The following is a 15,480-nucleotide window of genomic DNA, read 5'->3' as shown; positions in this document are numbered from 1 at the left end:
TCTCACCCCAGAAGAGGCGACCACTTGAATGGTATTCACTCATGTAAATGTCGATGCCAATCTATTGCAACGTTAAGTGGAGAACCTGCACGGCATCGAAACCGACACCGAAACTTGACCTGATACCCGAGGGCCAATCAATTCTGTATCTGCAAATCCACGAGATATCGTCGGTCTCGGGGGCGAATATTGTTATTTTTATCTGTACCATTCTACAATGAAACGCGTCTCGTTTGTATTGATCATCGCAAAATTCTTGCGGACGTTCGGAAAGCTGAGCATAGCGGCGCGTAGCGACAGGAATTTCATTCAAGCTGCCAGCTTCTGATCCAGCACCAACTCCCGTGACCCATTGTCCGCGACCCGTGGCTCCTGCGGGAGCCCGAGGTTGATTTGGGTCAAACTTCAGCAGCAGTAGAAGCTTCTGGATTGCGACGCGACAAACGATAGCATCCAAATCTGATCCAACTTGAAGGAGACTTCGGTGCGACTTCGTCGAATCCTCAATTATGAGCCTATAATCCCACCCTAAAAGCCGGAAAAGCTCAAGAAATAATCCCTACCCCGACCCGGCGTCGTCGTTAGCCAGAAATTTTGCGAACGACGGCGCCTTCGCGAAGTCCCTTGAGCCAGAGCATGGCCATGGCGAGCATGATCATCGTGCCTCGGGTGATAAGTCAGACGGGATGGCAACTGCATCGAAGGCCGACTCCGCCTCGGCCCGGTCGAGGAAGGCGGCGATGTCGCTGCCGAGGATCAGGGGTAGGTAAGCGGCGATCCGCGCGTCGGGCCAGGCCCACCAGTTCGTGCGCAGCAGCCGCGCGATGGTCGTTTCGTCGAAGCGGAGGCGGACCACCGTGGCCGGGTTGCCGGTCACGATCGCGTAGGGCGGTACGTCGCACCGCACCACCGCGCCCGCCCCGATGACCGCGCCGGTGCCGACGGTGACGCCCGAGAGAATTGTGGAGTTCGCCCCGAGCCAGACCTCGTCGCCGATCACCACATCGCCGCGGCTGTCGTGATCCGGTCCCGACCCCAGGGCCGGCGCCCACGGCCCGCCTCCGACGAGGCCGGCGATGGCCCGGAACGGATAAGTGGTCACGAGATCGGTGCGGTGATTACCCAGCGTGATCGTGACCCTCGGCCCGATGGAGCAGAAGCGCCCGATGGTCAGGCCGGCGAGGCCTGCCTCCAGCACGCGCGGCGCTCCGTAGGTATGTGCTCCGATCGACCAGCCCCAGCGCTCGATCTCACGGGCGAGGTGGAAGCGGGTGAGGTCGTCGAAGAGCGGCTGGGGTTCGATCATAGGGCCTCTCGGAAGGCGCGGGACAAGGCCCGCTGGCGGATGTGACACCCGATTTTCGGACCGGCTGCGCCGCGGGCCGCGGACCGGCCGTGGAGTCGGTCGCGCGGAATAACACCCCCCGAAACGCAACGCTCCAATGCGACGCAGGGTGGAACGCCCTGCCGGGCCACGTGTTGCCGCACCGCAAACGAACCTCGAGAACGGCGCCGCTCAGGCGCCCCGGAAAGAGATCTCGCCATGAACAAGTCCCTCCTTGCCGCCCTCGGCCTGTCGGTCGCCGCCCTCGCCACCCCGGCCCTGGCCCAGGAGCCCCTGTCCTTCCGCGTCGCCCCGCAGTTCGACGGCAACCAGCCGGCCGTGACCGACACCTCCGACTTCCGCGCCGCCGCCCTGCGCTCGGATGCCGTCAGCATCGAGTCGAGCCGCATCGCCCTGGAGCGCTCGCGCAACCCGCGCGTCCGTCAGTACGCCCACAACGTCCTCGTCGAGCGTAAGGCCACCACCCAGGCCCTGCTGCCCGAGGGCACCTCGCTGACCGCCGGCGGCACCGTCGTCTCCGACACCCAGCCCTTCGAGACCCGCCTCGACAATCCGGTCGGCGTCGTGCTCGCTCCGGTGACGATCTCGGCCACCATCGCCCAGCGCGTGGTCGGCGGCGTCCTCGGCGGCGTCGGCCTCGTGGACAACAGCCCCGCCGAGCCGGGCCGCCGCGTCGCCATCGGCGCCGAGGGCCAGGGCCGCATCGACCGCCTGAAGTCCGCCCGCTCGGGCCGCGACTTCGACCGGACCTATGTCGACCAGCAGGCCAATTCGGACGCCCGCACCCTCGGCCTCTACGCCTCCTACGCCCGCAACGGCGACAGCACGCAGGGTCGCGAATTCGCCAACCAGGCGCTGCCCTACATCGCCGGCGAGCACGCCCACTCGGCCAACCTCGCCGACCGCATCAACTGATCGGCGCCAACCCCGTCAGAGACACACCCGCCGGAAACGGGAAAGGGCCGCCCCACGGGGCGGCCCTTTTTCGTGGCGAGGCCCGTCGCCCGTCAGGCGGTGGGGACCAGAGCCTCCACGGCGGCGCCGAGTTCGTCGAAATGGGCGATGACCCGATCCGGACCGAGTTCGGTCACCGGCAGGTCGGTGTAGCCGAAGGGGACGGCCACCACGGGGATGCCGGCGGCCTTGGCGGCGTCGATGTCGGCGCGGGAATCGCCCACCATCACGGCGCGGTCAGGATCGCCGCCGGCGCGCGCGATCGTCAGGGAGATGTGGCGCGGGTCGGGCTTGAAGTAGGGGAAGGTCTCGCGGCCGCAGATCGTCGCGAAGCGATCGGCGATGCCGAGCAGGCCGAGCAGGCGCACGGCCTGGCCCTCGTACTTGTTGGTGCAGACGGCGAGGAGGAAGCCGCGGGTCCGGAGGGCGTCCAAGGCCTCGACGACGCCCGGGAACAGGTGCGACTGCTCGCAGAGATGGTCGCCGTAATGGGCGATGAAGTCCGAGAACAGCGCCTCCAGGCGCTCGGTCGACAGCGGCTCGCCGGCGGTGGTGAAGCCGCGCTGGATCAGGGCCTTCGCCCCTGCCCCGATCATGTCCCGGGCCTGTTCGAGGGGCAGCGTCCGGAGGCCTTCGCGACGCAGGATCACGTTGAGGGTGCCGATGAGGTCGCCGGCGGTCTCGGCCAGGGTCCCGTCGAGATCGAAGACGGCGATGGGCGGCAGGGCGGTCATGGACACTCGCAGGATCGGGAAGCAGATGGGCGGAGCCGCCGCTCTAGCCCATCCCGGCTAAGCGGGCGAGGCCGGCCCGCGCGGGTCCGCCCGGCCTTTGCCGGTGGACAGGTGATCGGGTCACCCGGCCACCGTTCCGGCCGCACTTGCCTCGGCGTCTCGGCCTCCTGTACGGTTCGCTCATCGACGGCCGGGGGGCCGCTGCCCATCATCGATGACGGCCTCGATGTCCGCGCCACAGGCCGGGCGCAGGGGCGTCACGTGAGCCGAACGGGCGGAAGCGGGCGATTTCGGAGGGGGCTATGGCGGAAACGGTCCCGGGTTGGTCGGATGAGCGGGTCGATCTCCTGCGCCGGCTGTGGGAGGACGGCCTGAGCGCCAGCCAGATCGCGACGCAGCTCGGCGGCGTGACCCGCAATGCTGTCATCGGCAAGGTTCACCGTCTCGGCCTGTCGGGTCGGGTGAAGTCCGGCGAGACGTCCGGCGCCTCGCCGCGCAAGACCGTGCGCGAGGCCGAGCTGGAGGTCGTGGCGCCGGCTCTGGCGGTCGCCGAACCCGATACGGCTCCGGTCGCCTTCGAGGCCCCCGTCGCCGCACCCGCCGTGGTGGCGCCCGTCTCCCTGACGATCTCGCGCCGCGTGACGATCATGGACCTGCGGGAATCGATGTGCCGCTGGCCCATCGGCGACCCGACCTCGCCCGACTTCCACTATTGCGGCGACCGCTCGATCACCGGCCTGCCCTACTGCACCACCCACGCGCAGATCGCCTACCAGCCGGCGGCCGAGCGCAAGCGCGACCGGCGCGTCGGCGGCTTTCGCTGATCCCGTGCGCCTCGGCGCGGCACGGTTTCGAGACTTCGCGCGTTGATCACCGTCGCCGGTTCCAGGCCGGCGAAAGAAGGTGACGAGCCGTGACGGAGCCAACGAGCGCAATCGACGCCGACGAGGCCGCTTTCCTCGACCTGCATGCGCAGCGCGAGGACCTGGAACGCCAATTGTCGTTGGTGCAGCTGCGCCGGCAGTTCGGTCCCGGTCAGGAAGCGGTCGATCAGGCGGCCGCGGACGAGAAGGCCCTGCTTCTCAGCCTGGACCGCGTCCTCACCCAGATCCGCGCTGCCGAGTACAAGCGTCAGCCGAACGCGCGGCGCTGGTAGCGAGGCCCGGCCGGCAGCCTCAGTCGAGCCGCCGCAGGTCGCGCTCCTTGTGCCGCAGGCGCAGCAGGAGGTCGATCTGGCTGTCGGGAATCGGCAGGGTGTCGCAGGTCTCTTCGTAGATCGAGCGCAGGGCTGTCCCGAGACGATACCGCGTGTCGTCGGGCAGGTTGGGCTGACACGCATGCGCAGTGTCCTCCCGCATCTCGCCGTCGCAAACTCTCTGGTCCAACGTCTCAGTCCCTCGTTCGAGCGATCCAACGCCGGCGCCGAATCGAAGCGCACTCGCCGTCCATCGAGCCTCGCCGAACATGGTTAAGAGAGCGTTAACGGACGGTGTTCGTCCGACGATCAGGCGTCGGCGGATTGAAGCAGGCGCGCGGCCGCCGCCCGGGCCTCGTCCGTCACCGTGGCACCGGCGAGCATGCGGGCGATCTCCTCGCGCCGCGCGGGCGCTTCCAGGGAAGCGACCCGGGTGGCGACCCGGTCGCTGCCCTTGACGGGGTCCTTCGCGATCAGGAAATGCGTCTCCGCCCGTGCGGCCACCTGCGGCGCGTGGGTGACGGCCACCACCTGCACCCGCGTGGCCAGGCGTCCCAGGCGGGCGCCGATGGCATCCGCCACCGCCCCGCCGACGCCGGTGTCGATCTCGTCGAAGATCAGGGTCGGCGCCGAGCCCTTGTCGGCGAGCACCACCTTCAGGGCGAGCATGAAGCGGGAGAGCTCGCCGCCCGAGGCGACCTTCATCATCGGCCCCGGGCGCGTGCCCGGGTTGGTCTGCGCCCAGAACTCCACCCGGTCGTAGCCCGACGCGTCGCGGGACTCCGGATCGGTGGCGATCTCGGTGATGAAGCGGGCGCGCTCCAGCTTGAGCGGCGGCAGCTCGGCCTTCACCGCCGCGTCGAGGGCCTTGGCCGCCCGCCTGCGCCCCTCGGTGAGCTTGGCGGCGGCCTTGGCGTAGGCGGCCTCGGCGGCGGCCAGGGTGGCCTCCAGCCCGCCCAGGGCCTCCTCGCCGGCATCGATGGCGGCGACGTCCGCGGCGTAGCGCTCGCGCAGGGCCGCGAGGTCGTCGACCGGCACCTGGTACTTCCGCGAGGCGGCACGGAGCGCGAACAGCCGCTCCTCCACCCGCTCGAGTTCGCGCGGATCGAACTCGGCCTCGCGCAGGGCCACGTCGAGGATGGTATGGGCCTCGTCGAGGGCGGTCAGGGCCGTGTCGAGGGCGGCGACGCAGGGCTCGACCAGGGCCGGCAGCTGCGCCGCCCGCCGCTCCAGCTTGCGCAGGGCCGAGGAGAGGTGGGAGACGATGGGGCCGCCCGAGGCCTCGATCGCCTCGTTCAGCTCGCGCGCGACCTTCTCGCTCTGCTGCATCACCGTGCGGCGCTCGGCCAGCGTGGTCTCCTCGCCCGGCTCCGGGGCGAGGGCCTCCAGCTCCGCCACGGCGTGGCGCAGGAAGTCGGATTCCTTGGCGGCGGCCTCGACCCGGGCGCGGTGTTCGGACAGGGCGGAGCGCGCGCCCTTCACCCGCCTGGCCGCCTCGGCCACCTGGGCGAGCGGACCCTGCAGGCCGCCGAAGGCGTCGAGGATGGCCCGGTGGGTGGTGGGATCGGCGAGCGCCCGGTCGTCGTGCTGGCCGTGGATCTCGACGAGGGCCGCGCCGATGGCCCGCAGCACCTGGACGCCGACGGCCTGGTCGTTGACGAAGGCGCGGGTGCGCCCGTCGGCCATCTGCACGCGCCGCAGGATGAGATCGCCCTCGGTGTCGATCTCAGCCTGGGCCGCGAGGATGCGGGCCGGGTGGTCGAGGGGCACGTCGAACACGGCGGTGACGGCGCCCTGCCCTTCCCCATGGCGCACGAGGCGACCGTCGCCGCGGCCGCCGAGCGCCAGGGCGAAGGCGTCGAGCAGGATCGACTTGCCCGCGCCCGTCTCGCCCGTGAGGACGCTGAGGCCCTCGCGAAAGTTCAGGACGAGCTTGTCGATGAGAACGATGTCGCGGATCGCGAGCTGGCTCAGCATGCCGCGTCTGAGGTCCCGTTGTGAACGCTGGCGCCGTGTTTACGGCGAAGTGGCGCCGGCTTCACGCAAAAAGATGCCGCCCCCGACGGGGAGCGGCAAAGCGGCACTCGGCGAAGGAACCGGAAGCGAGGCCTACTGGGCCTCGGCGGTGCGGCCGATGACGCCGCGATAGACCTTGCTGAGCCAGGAGGTCTTCTCCTCGCGCGGCTCCAGCCCCCCGTTCTGCAGGAGCGCGTGGGCGTCCTTGTACCAGGGGCTGTCGGGGAAGTTGTGGCCGAGCACGGCGGCGGCGGTCTGCGCCTCCTGGGTCAGGCCGAGGGCCATGTAGGCCTCGGTGAGGCGCTCCAGGGCCTCCTCGGCGTGCCGGGTCGTCTGGTACTTGCTGACCACGTCGCGGAACCGGTTGATCGCGGCCGGGAAGTTGCGGCGCTCGAGGTAGAAGCGCCCGACCTCCATCTCCTTGCCGGCGAGCTGGTCGCGGGTGATCTGGATCTTGGCCTTGGCGTCGGCCGCGTATTCGGAGGTCGGATACTTCTGGACGAGCTCCTGCAGGCCGGCGAGCGCCTTCTCGGAGCGATCCTGGTCGCGGGTCACGTCGGGGATCTGCTTATAGTGCGACATCGCCATGAGGTACTGCGCGTAGGCCGCGTCCTTGCTCGCCGGATGGCGCTGCAGGTAGCGCTTCGAGGCGTTGATGGCGTCGTCGTACTTCGCGCCCTCGTAATTCGCGTAGGCTGTCATCAGCAGCGCTTTGCGCGACCAGTCCGAGTAGCTGTAGGCCTTGTCGAGCTCGCCGAACTTCTTCGAGGCGCCCTCGTAGTCCTTGTCCTCCATCCGCGCCAAGCCCTCGCTGTAGAGCTTGTCGGCTGGGACGTCCGGGATGACCTCGGGCTTGTACTTCTCGGCGAAGGGGTTGATCGAGTCGAGGGCGTCGCACCCGCCGAGGCCGAGGCCGATGACGGACACCAGCACGGCCGCCATCGCACCGCGGTTGGGATGAGTAAGGCGCATTCCGGTCTTCCCCCAACAGACGGGTCCGTTCTCGGACGCGCGTCGTCAAGCCATCACAAAGGTCGGTCGCGTGGCTGACGGCCTCATGCCACGATCCGGGTGCGCTGCACACCGGACGGACGTCCCGTTTCACGCTCGATTCACCGTGGAGCGCGATTTGGGCGCGAAAGCGGCGGGCGGGCCACGCCCTTCACAGAAACGAAGGCTGTGTGTCGGTGGCGCTACAGATCGCCGACGAAGGCGGCGATGCCGAGGCTGGCGCCGAACTCGGTCAGGCTGGCCTCGCGGCGGACGCCGGGACCCTCGACGATGGCGTAGTTGGCGCGATCGGAGAACAGGGCGGTGAGGACGCCGACATTCATGCGGTGGCCGCCGCAATAGGAGCGGTAGCCGCCCTGGAGCGGAAGTCCGGCGAGGGCGAGGTCGCCCACGGCGTCCAGGAACTTGTGGCGGACGAACTCGTCGGCGTAGCGCAGGCCCTCGGGGTTCACGACGGCGGTCTCGCCGACCGCGACGGTGTTCTCGAGGGAGGCGCCGAGGGCGAAGCCCGCCTTCCAGTAGCGCTCCACGTCGCGCATCATGCCGAAGGTGCGGGCGCCGGCGATCTCGCGGCGGTAGGCGGAGGGGGTCAGGTCCATCGCCTTGCGGCTGCGGCCGATGACCGGATTCTCGAAATCGATCTCGACGTCGAGGCGGAAGCCCCGGTCGATGGGGCGGAGTTCGGCGAAGGCCCGGCCGACCTCGATGCGGACGGAGCGGAGCACCTTGATCCAGCGCTTGGCGGCTCCGCAACTCGCGGTGCCGACGGCGTCGATGGCCTGGACGTAGGGAAGGGCGCTGCCGTCGAGGATGGGCATCTCGGGGCCGTCGATCTCGACGAGGACGTTGTCGATCCCGAGACCGTAGAGCGCCGACATCAGGTGCTCGATGGTGGCGACCGCGCCGCTCTCGACGTCACCGATGACGGTGCAGAGCTCGGTGGCGGAGACGCAGGCGTGGTGGGCCTTGATGAGCCGGTCGTTGCCGGTGGGCATTCCGGTGCGGAGGAAGGCGATGCCGTGGTTGGCGGGCGCCGGATGCAGCGTGATCGCGACCGGGTTTCCGGAGTGTACGCCGATGCCGCTCAGGGTCGCGGGGGCTTTGAGTGTCGTCTGTTGGTTCGTTCGCATTCCATAGCCCTCGGCCGTGATCGGGCGCGCCCATCCCGGGGGGATGGGTTCTCAGCCCTTGCGATCCGTCCGCTGCTTGAAGCCCCTGCCGGCGTCTGATGGTCGAAACCACCGCGCCTTGTCGTTCCAAAATTCGTATAGCCGCGCCTCAAAGGCAGGCCAAATCACGGATTCTTACGCTGTGTTACAGCCGCGGTTTCTACCAGCGAATCCGAATCTCGTTTTGGAACAACGATTTAACAATAGGCATAGCCCGGAGCCGCGAGGCTCCGGGCCTGTGGCTGAAATGTCTCAGCCGTGGCGTCGAAAGGCCCGTCGGACCCCGGCTTCAGTTCGCCTGGCGGCGCAGGAAGGCCGGGATCTCGAGCTGGTCGTCGTCCATCATGCGGGCCTGGGGCGCGACACGCCCCTGTGGATCGAGGTTGCCCTGGGCCGGCCGGTAGGCCGGCGGCGCCTGCACGGGCGCGCGCTTGGCGTAGTCGACCGGCGGAGCGACGTGGGGGGCCGGGGCGGCGGGAGCCCGCATCTGCGGAAGCGGAGCGGCCTCCACGTCCTCGCGGCGTCCACCGAAGCCCACCGTCGCCAGGCGGCGCAGGAGCGTCATGCGCTTGGAGTCGGCGGCCGGCTCGGCCGGCTGCTCCTCGCGGGCCCGGAGCTGGGCCTGGGCGGGAAGCGGCAGGTCCTGGATCTGCGGCATGCGGGGGGCGCGGGCCACGGCCACGGCCGGCCGGGGCGGCACGAACGGGCCGGCGGCGTGCTGGGGCGCGGGCTCGGGGGCCGGCAGCGGCGCGGGCTCGTAGGACATGGCGGCGCGCGGCTGGGTCTGCGTCAGCATCACCTCGTCGCGCATCACCGGAGCCTGCGGCAGCTCGACCCGCATGGGCTCGGGGGCGAGGGCCACCGGCTCGGGCGCGCGCAGGGTCTGCTGCATCGGCGCCTGAACCGGAGCGGCCTGGAGCGGGGCGGCCTGCAGCGAAGCCGGGGCGGAGGGCGCGGCCGGGGCCGCTACGGCTCCGTCCTGTCCGACGGGGCGAAAGGTCGACGCGGGCTGTGCGGCCCGCGCCCTCGCTTCCGCGCGCAGACGCTCGGCGACCTCGGCGATGCGCTGCTCGGTCTGCACGATGTCGGGGTTGTTCTGGGAGTTGGCGGCGATCAGCGCCGGCTCGATGCCGGTGGCGACCACCGAGACCCGGATGATGCCGTCGAGGCTCTCGTCGAAGGTGGCGCCCAGGATGATGTTGGCGTCCGAGTCGACCTCCTCGCGGATGCGGGTGGCGGCCTCGTCGAGCTCGTAGAGGGTGAGGTCGTTGCCGCCGGTGATCGAGATCAGCAGGCCGCGGGCGCCCTTCATCGAGACGTCGTCGAGGAGCGGGTTGGCGATGGCGGCTTCCGCGGCGCGGTTGGCGCGGTTCTCGCCCGAGGCCTCGCCGGTGCCCATCATGGCCTTGCCCATGCCGCGCATGATCGCGCGGACGTCGGCGAAGTCGAGGTTGATCAGGCCTTCCTTGACCATCAGGTCGGTGATGCAGGCGACGCCCGAGTAGAGCACCTGATCGGCCATCGCGAAGGCGTCGGCGAAGGTGGTCTTCTCGTTGGCGACCCGGAACAGGTTCTGGTTCGGGATCACGATCAGGGTGTCGACGGCGGCCTGGAGCTCCTGGATGCCGGCCTCGGCCGTGCGCATCCGGCGCACGCCCTCGAACTGGAAGGGCTTCGTGACGACGCCGACGGTGAGGATGCCCATGTCGCGGGCGGCGCGGGCGATGACGGGGGCCGCGCCGGTGCCGGTGCCGCCGCCCATGCCGGCGGTGATGAAGCACATGTGGGCGCCGGAGAGCTGGTCACGGATCTCGTCGATGACCTCGTCGGCGGCGGCCGAGCCGACCTCGGGGTGCGAGCCGGCGCCGAGGCCCTGGGTCACGCCGAGGCCCATCTGGATCACGCGCTCGGCCTTCGAGGAGGTCAGCGCCTGGGCGTCGGTGTTGGCGACCACGAATTCGCAGCCCAGCAGGCCGGATTCGATCATGTTGTTGACGGCGTTGCCGCCGGCTCCGCCGACACCGAAGACGGTGATGCGGGGCTTGAGTTCCCGGATATCCGGCGCCTGCAGACTGATGGCCATGGTGTCGAGCCTCTCGTGCCTTTCACGTTTCGTTTGACGCCTGCCTAGAAGTCAGGAGCGCCGATTGGGTCTGGCCGTCCACGCCCACCCCGCGGGGTTCCGGGCGTGCCGCCGGTCGTCTCAGAAGCTCTCGCGGATCCAGCGTCCGACGCGCGAGAGGTAGCCGTCCGTTCCCGTGCCGGCGAAGGCCCCGTGGCCCCGCGGCTCGAAATGCTCCGCATGCGCCACCTGCGGGTAGACCAGGAGCCCCACTGCCGCCGAGAAGGCGGGACCCTTGGCGGCCTCGGGCAGACCGCGGATGCCCAGGGGCCGGCCGATGCGGACCTGGCCCTCCATCACCCGGCGGGCGACCTCCGGCAGACCGACGAGCTGGCTCGCGCCCCCCGTCAGCACCACCCGGCGCCCGGCCTGGGCCGAGAAGCCGGCGGCGCGCAGGCGGTCGCGCACCAGTTCCACCACCTCCTCGACGCGCGGGCGGATGATCCGCACGAGCTGCGAGCGCGGCACGTGGTTGGGGGCGTCGCCCTCGTCCTCGCCGACTCCGTGGACCGCGATCATGTCGCGCTCGTCGGAGGCGGTGGCGATGGCCGAGCCGTAGAGGGTCTTCAGGCGCTCGGCCGCCGCGACCCGGGTGGAGAGGCCGCGCGCGATGTCCATGGTGACGTGGTGGCCGCCGACCGCCACCGCGTCCACGTGGACGAGGTGGCCGCCGGAGAAGACGCCGACGCTGGTGGTGCCGCCGCCCATGTCGACCACGGCGACGCCCATCTCGGCCTCGTCGTCCACCAGGGCCGAGAGACCGGCGGCGTAGGGGGTGGCGATCACCGCCTCGACGCCGAGGTGGCAATGCTCGACGGCGAGCATGAGGTTGCGGGCGGCGGCCGCCTCGCCGGTGACCACGTGCAGGTCGACCCCGAGGGCGTCGCCCATCATGCCCGACGGATCGATGACCGTGCCCTGCCCGTCGATGGCATAGCCCGTGGGCAGGGCGTGGAGCACCGCCCGGCCGGGGCTGACGCCGTGGGCCGAGGCGGTCTCCAGCACGCGTTCCACGTCGGAGCCCGTGACGGTGCCGGTGCGGGTGCCGACGCGGGCCTCGAAGTGCTGCGAGCCGATGCGCCCGCCGGACATGTTGACGATGACCGACTGCACCTCGACCTTCGCCATCCGCTCCGCGGCGTGGACCGCCTGCCGGATCGCGCCCTCGGCGGCCTCGAGGTCGACGATGACGCCGCCTTTGAGCCCCTGCGAGCGCTGGTGGCCGATGCCGATGACGCGGGCGAAATGGGTGCGCCCGCGCAGGGTGGTGAGGGCCTCGGCCGGCTGGAGCTCGGCGATGAGGCAGACGACCTTGCTCGTTCCGATGTCGAGCACCGAGAGGGTGGTGCTGCGCCGGGCGGAGAGAGGCTTCAGGCGTGGGGTGAGGCCGTGCGGGTCGTGCATCGGGCTACCAGGCGGAACGGGTGTGGCGGGGACGGGACGCGGGATGCGCCGAACGGATCGCGCGGCTCATGTGCTGGTCCCCTTGGGCTTCGACTTCTTCTGGGATTCGGCGCGGGCCGCGGCCGCCTCCTCGGTGAGCCGCACCACCACCCGGTCGGGCATGCGCAGGTCCACCGCGATGATGTCCTTCTCGAGGATCCGGTTGTCGCGCTCGAGCTTGACCAGCCGGGCCAGGGCCTCGGTGGCGCCCGTCTCGGGCAGGCGGATGTCGACGCCGTCGAGCTTGAGCGTCCAGCGCCGGCCGGAGACGTAGGTGCCGGCCTTGACGCGCTCGGCCAGGGTGCCGGCCGCCTCGATCAGGGCGAGATAGTCCTTCAGCTTGAGGTTGGCATCGTCGCCGACCACGAGGGGAAGCGCGGCGTAGCGGTCGTCCCGCATCTGGTCGATCACCGTGCCGTCGGCGGCGATCACGGCGATCTCGCCGTTGCGCTGCCACAGGGCGGCGGGCTCACGCTCGACCTGGGTGATGACGATCTCGTTCGGGTAGACCTTGCGCACGGAGGCGCTGGCGATCAGAGGCACCGCCAGCAGGCGTTCGCGGGCCTCGGCCACGTCGAGGAAGACCACCGAGGAGTGGCCGTCGATGCCGGCGGCCTGGAGCACCTCGCGCTCGTAGAGCCGGGCGATGCCCGAGATGGTGACGCGCTCGACGCCGAAGCCGGCGAGGCGCGCCATGATGTCGAGGGGGCGGCCGTGCTCGGCCACGAAACGGTCGTAGGCGCCGCTGCCGACGAAGCCGGCGAGCGCCAGGGCCGCGAAGGAGACCGAGAAGGCGGCCGTGCCGAGGTGGCGCGGGATGCGGCGCTCGATCGGAAGGGCGAGGCGGGAACGGCGGCCGGGGGGCGTGAAGCGGCGCAGGCGGACGGTGAGCGCCGCGCGGACGGAGGCGATCGTGCCGGCGGCCGGGCCAAGCAGGCCGTGGCCGCTCAGCGGACCTTCGGCCCCTACCGGCCCAACGTTGCGTCCTCCACCATCCATTGGACGAGCTCACCGAAACTATAGCCCGCATGGGCTGCCATCTCCGGGACCAAGCTCGTCTTCGTCATGCCGGGTTGCGTGTTGACCTCCAGCACGACGAGGGCACCGGTTCCCCCCGGTGTGTCGTCGTAGCGAAGGTCCGCACGGCTGATGCCCCGGCACCCGAGTGCTTGATGCGCCGTTAACGACAACTCTTGGACACGCTGGTAAAGATTTGGTTTAATTTCTGCCGGGAGGACGTGGATCGACCCCCCCTCGGCGTACTTCGCATCGAAGTCGTACCACTCCCCGGAAGCCGGCTTGATCTCGATCACCCCGAGGGCCTTGTCGCCCATCACGGCGCAGGTCAGCTCGCGTCCGGCCACGTAGGTTTCCGCAAGGATTTCATCGCCGTAGCCCCAATCCTCCCGACCCACTTCCTGGGGCGGATGGGAGCGTCCGTCGCGCACGATGATGACTCCCATGGAGGAGCCCTCGGCCACCGGCTTCAGCACGTAGGGGGGCGTCAGCACGTGTGACTTGGCGGCCTCATGACGGTTAACGACGCGGCCCTCCGGGACGCTGACGCCGGCCGCCCGCATGACCACTTTGGCACGCTCCTTGTGCATCGCCAGCGCCGAGGCCAGCACGCCGGAATGGGTGTAGGGGATGCGCAGGAGTTCCAGCAGGCCCTGGATCGTGCCGTCCTCGCCCGCCGGCCCGTGCAGGGCGTTGAACGCCACGTCGGGCCGCAGGCCGGTCAGCACCGTCGCGATGTCCGGCTGGACATCGACCCGGGTGACGCGGAAGCCCTGCCCTTCGAGGGCGTCCGCGCAGGCATGCCCCGAATTCAGCGAGACTGGCCGCTCGGAGGACCACCCGCCCATCAGGACGGCGACGTGCTTGGACATGGGGACTCCGTCAGGTGTAGCGTCGGTCGTGGGAGAAGCGGTCGATGTCGTCGCGGAGCGGTCTGGCCCGGTCCGTGGATCAGGGGGTGGTGGGCACCTTAGAGCTCGGCAGAGCCCTCATCATCGGCCAGCCCACCCCATTCGGTGAAGGCTGCGAAGGGGGGCTCACTCTCGGACAACGCCGTTTCGTCCGTATCGGCATCCGTGACCATGTGGTCCCCCATTCGAAGAGCGCACGGGCTCGTCACCGGCGGCCTCGCGATCCCGGTTCCGGTGGGGGATCGCGAGGCCGCCACGGAAGACCTACAGATTCGCGGCGGCGGGATCGAGACCGATGCGCTTGATCTCCCAGTGGAGCTCGATACCGGAGGTGTCGCGCACGCGCCGTCGGACCTCCTCGCCGAGCCCCTCGATGTCGGCGGCGGTGGCATTGTCGCGGTTGATCAGGAAGTTGCAGTGCATCTCCGAGACCTGCGCGCCCCCGATCCTCAGGCCGCGGCAGCCGGCCGCGTCGACGAGCTGCCAGGCCTTGGCCCCGGGCGGGTTCTTGAAGGTGGAACCGCCAGTGCGCTCGCGGATCGGCTGGGCCGCCTCGCGCGCCGCCGTGACCCGCTCCATCTCGGCCTCGATGGCCGCCCGCTCGCCGGGCCGCCCGCGGAACACCGCATGCGTGAAGATCACGTCGTCGGGGACGCCGCTGTGCCGGTAGGTGAAGCCCATCTCCGCATGGCTGAAGCGACCTGCTTGGCCCCCGCGCTCGACGCCGTGGGCCTCCACCAGCACGTCGGTGGTCTCGCCGCCATGGGCGCCGGCATTCATGCGCAGCGCCCCGCCGACCGAACCGGGAATGCCGCGGAAGAACGCGAGCCCGTCGAGCCCGGCCTCGGCCGCCGCCTTGGCGAGGCGCATGTCCGGCACCGCCGTGCCGACCCGCAGGGTCTCGCCGTCGATCTCCACCGTTCCGAAGGCCCGGCCGCCGAGGCGCACCACGACGCCCGGCACGCCGCCGTCGCGCACGATGAGGTTCGAGCCGAGGCCGATCACGGTGACGGGCATCTCGGGGTCGAGGGCCGCGAGCAGGAGGCCGAGATCCTCCGCATCGGCCGGGGTGAACAGCACCTGGGCGGGGCCGCCGACCCGGAACCAGGTCAGATCCGACAGGGGCTGGTTGGCGATGAGGCGCCCGCGCAAGCGCGGCGCCCGGGCGCGGATGTCGGGCGTGATGTCCGGGAAGGCGGTCATGAGCGCACGTCTCCTTTCCCCGCTTGCGGGAAGTGGGCCTCGCCCCCCTCGTCGGGAGCGAGGCGCGCGGAGCGGGGATGAAGGGGCGTCGGGGTGACGCACGCAATCTGTTGCATGATGTCGGTGTTCCAAAAGCGCAGGACGTGGCCGCTCCGCGCGGTGAGCCGGAGCTCACCCGCCCGATCGCGCCCGTTTCCGGCATGCCGCCTGCCATCCGCCTCGACGGTAAGCCACGCCGCGCGACCGGCGAAGTCGGGGCTAGAGGGGCCGATCCCTCAGGTGCGACCGGACGCGATGCTCGGCCTCGGTTTCATGGGCCCACGGGGTCCGGCGGATGCGCGCGTCGTCGAAGCGGCGCGC

Annotated in this window: 16 protein-coding genes; 3 read left to right on the top strand and 13 right to left on the bottom strand. The window is 70.2% G+C overall.

Going from position 1 to position 15,480, the window contains the following annotated elements; genetic code table 11:
• Nucleotides 1–61 precede the first annotated feature (61 nt).
• Complete coding sequence (locus ASF49_RS24890; protein ID WP_431739884.1) at nt 62–211, bottom strand: DUF6968 family protein; 150 nt, start codon at nt 209–211, stop codon at nt 62–64.
• Between the two features lie 444 nt (nt 212–655).
• A complete protein-coding gene (locus tag ASF49_RS19430; RefSeq protein ID WP_056476922.1) occupies nt 656–1,306 on the bottom strand; it encodes a CatB-related O-acetyltransferase in 651 nt (216 codons plus the stop codon).
• Between the two features lie 237 nt (nt 1,307–1,543).
• Between ASF49_RS19430 and ASF49_RS19425 the strand changes: the two genes are divergently transcribed.
• Nucleotides 1,544–2,260 carry a DUF4142 domain-containing protein gene (locus ASF49_RS19425; RefSeq protein WP_056476919.1) on the top strand — a complete coding sequence of 239 codons (717 nt, stop codon included), beginning with the start codon at nt 1,544–1,546 and terminating at the stop codon, nt 2,258–2,260.
• A gap of 92 nt (nt 2,261–2,352) precedes the next feature.
• On the opposite strand, the gene ASF49_RS19420 is transcribed toward ASF49_RS19425, so the two are convergent.
• Nucleotides 2,353–3,033 carry an HAD family hydrolase gene (locus ASF49_RS19420; protein WP_056476916.1) on the bottom strand — a complete coding sequence of 227 codons (681 nt, stop codon included), beginning with the start codon at nt 3,031–3,033 and terminating at the stop codon, nt 2,353–2,355.
• A 302-nt stretch (nt 3,034–3,335) separates the two neighbouring features.
• Between ASF49_RS19420 and ASF49_RS19415 the strand changes: the two genes are divergently transcribed.
• Both ASF49_RS19415 and ASF49_RS19410 read left to right on the top strand, forming a co-directional pair.
• Complete coding sequence (locus ASF49_RS19415) at nt 3,336–3,857, top strand: GcrA family cell cycle regulator (protein WP_056476913.1); 522 nt, start codon at nt 3,336–3,338, stop codon at nt 3,855–3,857.
• An 89-nt stretch (nt 3,858–3,946) separates the two neighbouring features.
• On the top strand, nt 3,947–4,189 hold the full coding sequence (locus ASF49_RS19410; RefSeq protein ID WP_056476910.1) for a hypothetical protein: 243 nt from the start codon (nt 3,947–3,949) through the stop codon (nt 4,187–4,189).
• A 19-nt stretch (nt 4,190–4,208) separates the two neighbouring features.
• On the opposite strand, the gene ASF49_RS19405 is transcribed toward ASF49_RS19410, so the two are convergent.
• From ASF49_RS19405 to ASF49_RS24885, 10 genes are all read right to left on the bottom strand, one after another.
• Nucleotides 4,209–4,391, bottom strand: coding sequence for a hypothetical protein (locus ASF49_RS19405; RefSeq protein ID WP_056476907.1), 183 nt, complete (start codon nt 4,389–4,391; stop codon nt 4,209–4,211).
• A 146-nt stretch (nt 4,392–4,537) separates the two neighbouring features.
• Nucleotides 4,538–6,205, bottom strand: a complete 1,668-nt coding sequence (recN, locus tag ASF49_RS19400; RefSeq protein WP_056476904.1) for a DNA repair protein RecN — start codon at nt 6,203–6,205, stop codon at nt 4,538–4,540.
• Between the two features lie 132 nt (nt 6,206–6,337).
• Complete coding sequence (locus tag ASF49_RS19395; RefSeq protein WP_056476901.1) at nt 6,338–7,216, bottom strand: outer membrane protein assembly factor BamD; 879 nt, start codon at nt 7,214–7,216, stop codon at nt 6,338–6,340.
• Between the two features lie 221 nt (nt 7,217–7,437).
• A complete protein-coding gene (gene lpxC, locus ASF49_RS19390; RefSeq protein ID WP_056476898.1) occupies nt 7,438–8,385 on the bottom strand; it encodes a UDP-3-O-acyl-N-acetylglucosamine deacetylase in 948 nt (315 codons plus the stop codon).
• A gap of 328 nt (nt 8,386–8,713) precedes the next feature.
• Nucleotides 8,714–10,507: a cell division protein FtsZ gene (gene ftsZ, locus ASF49_RS19385; RefSeq protein WP_056476895.1), complete on the bottom strand. Its 1,794-nt coding sequence runs from the start codon at nt 10,505–10,507 to the stop codon at nt 8,714–8,716.
• A 120-nt stretch (nt 10,508–10,627) separates the two neighbouring features.
• Nucleotides 10,628–11,950, bottom strand: a complete 1,323-nt coding sequence (gene ftsA, locus ASF49_RS19380; RefSeq protein ID WP_056215981.1) for a cell division protein FtsA — start codon at nt 11,948–11,950, stop codon at nt 10,628–10,630.
• Between the two features lie 66 nt (nt 11,951–12,016).
• Nucleotides 12,017–12,988, bottom strand: a complete 972-nt coding sequence (locus tag ASF49_RS19375; protein ID WP_056476892.1) for a cell division protein FtsQ/DivIB — start codon at nt 12,986–12,988, stop codon at nt 12,017–12,019.
• Nucleotides 12,955–13,878 carry a D-alanine--D-alanine ligase gene (locus tag ASF49_RS19370; protein ID WP_056476889.1) on the bottom strand — a complete coding sequence of 308 codons (924 nt, stop codon included), beginning with the start codon at nt 13,876–13,878 and terminating at the stop codon, nt 12,955–12,957. Before ASF49_RS19370 ends, ASF49_RS19375 begins: the two co-directional genes overlap by 34 nt.
• A gap of 303 nt (nt 13,879–14,181) precedes the next feature.
• A complete protein-coding gene (murB, locus tag ASF49_RS19365) occupies nt 14,182–15,120 on the bottom strand; it encodes a UDP-N-acetylmuramate dehydrogenase (RefSeq protein ID WP_056476886.1) in 939 nt (312 codons plus the stop codon).
• On the bottom strand, nt 15,117–15,392 hold the full coding sequence (locus ASF49_RS24885; RefSeq protein WP_082511417.1) for a DUF559 domain-containing protein: 276 nt from the start codon (nt 15,390–15,392) through the stop codon (nt 15,117–15,119). Before ASF49_RS24885 ends, murB begins: the two co-directional genes overlap by 4 nt.
• Between the last annotated feature and the right edge of the window lie 88 nt (nt 15,393–15,480).

This window comes from Methylobacterium sp. Leaf104 (assembly GCF_001422885.1).
Lineage (GTDB): Bacteria > Pseudomonadota > Alphaproteobacteria > Rhizobiales > Beijerinckiaceae > Methylobacterium.
The sequence above is the reverse complement of the archived record's forward strand: the minus strand, read 5'-3'. Positions and strand labels throughout refer to the sequence as shown.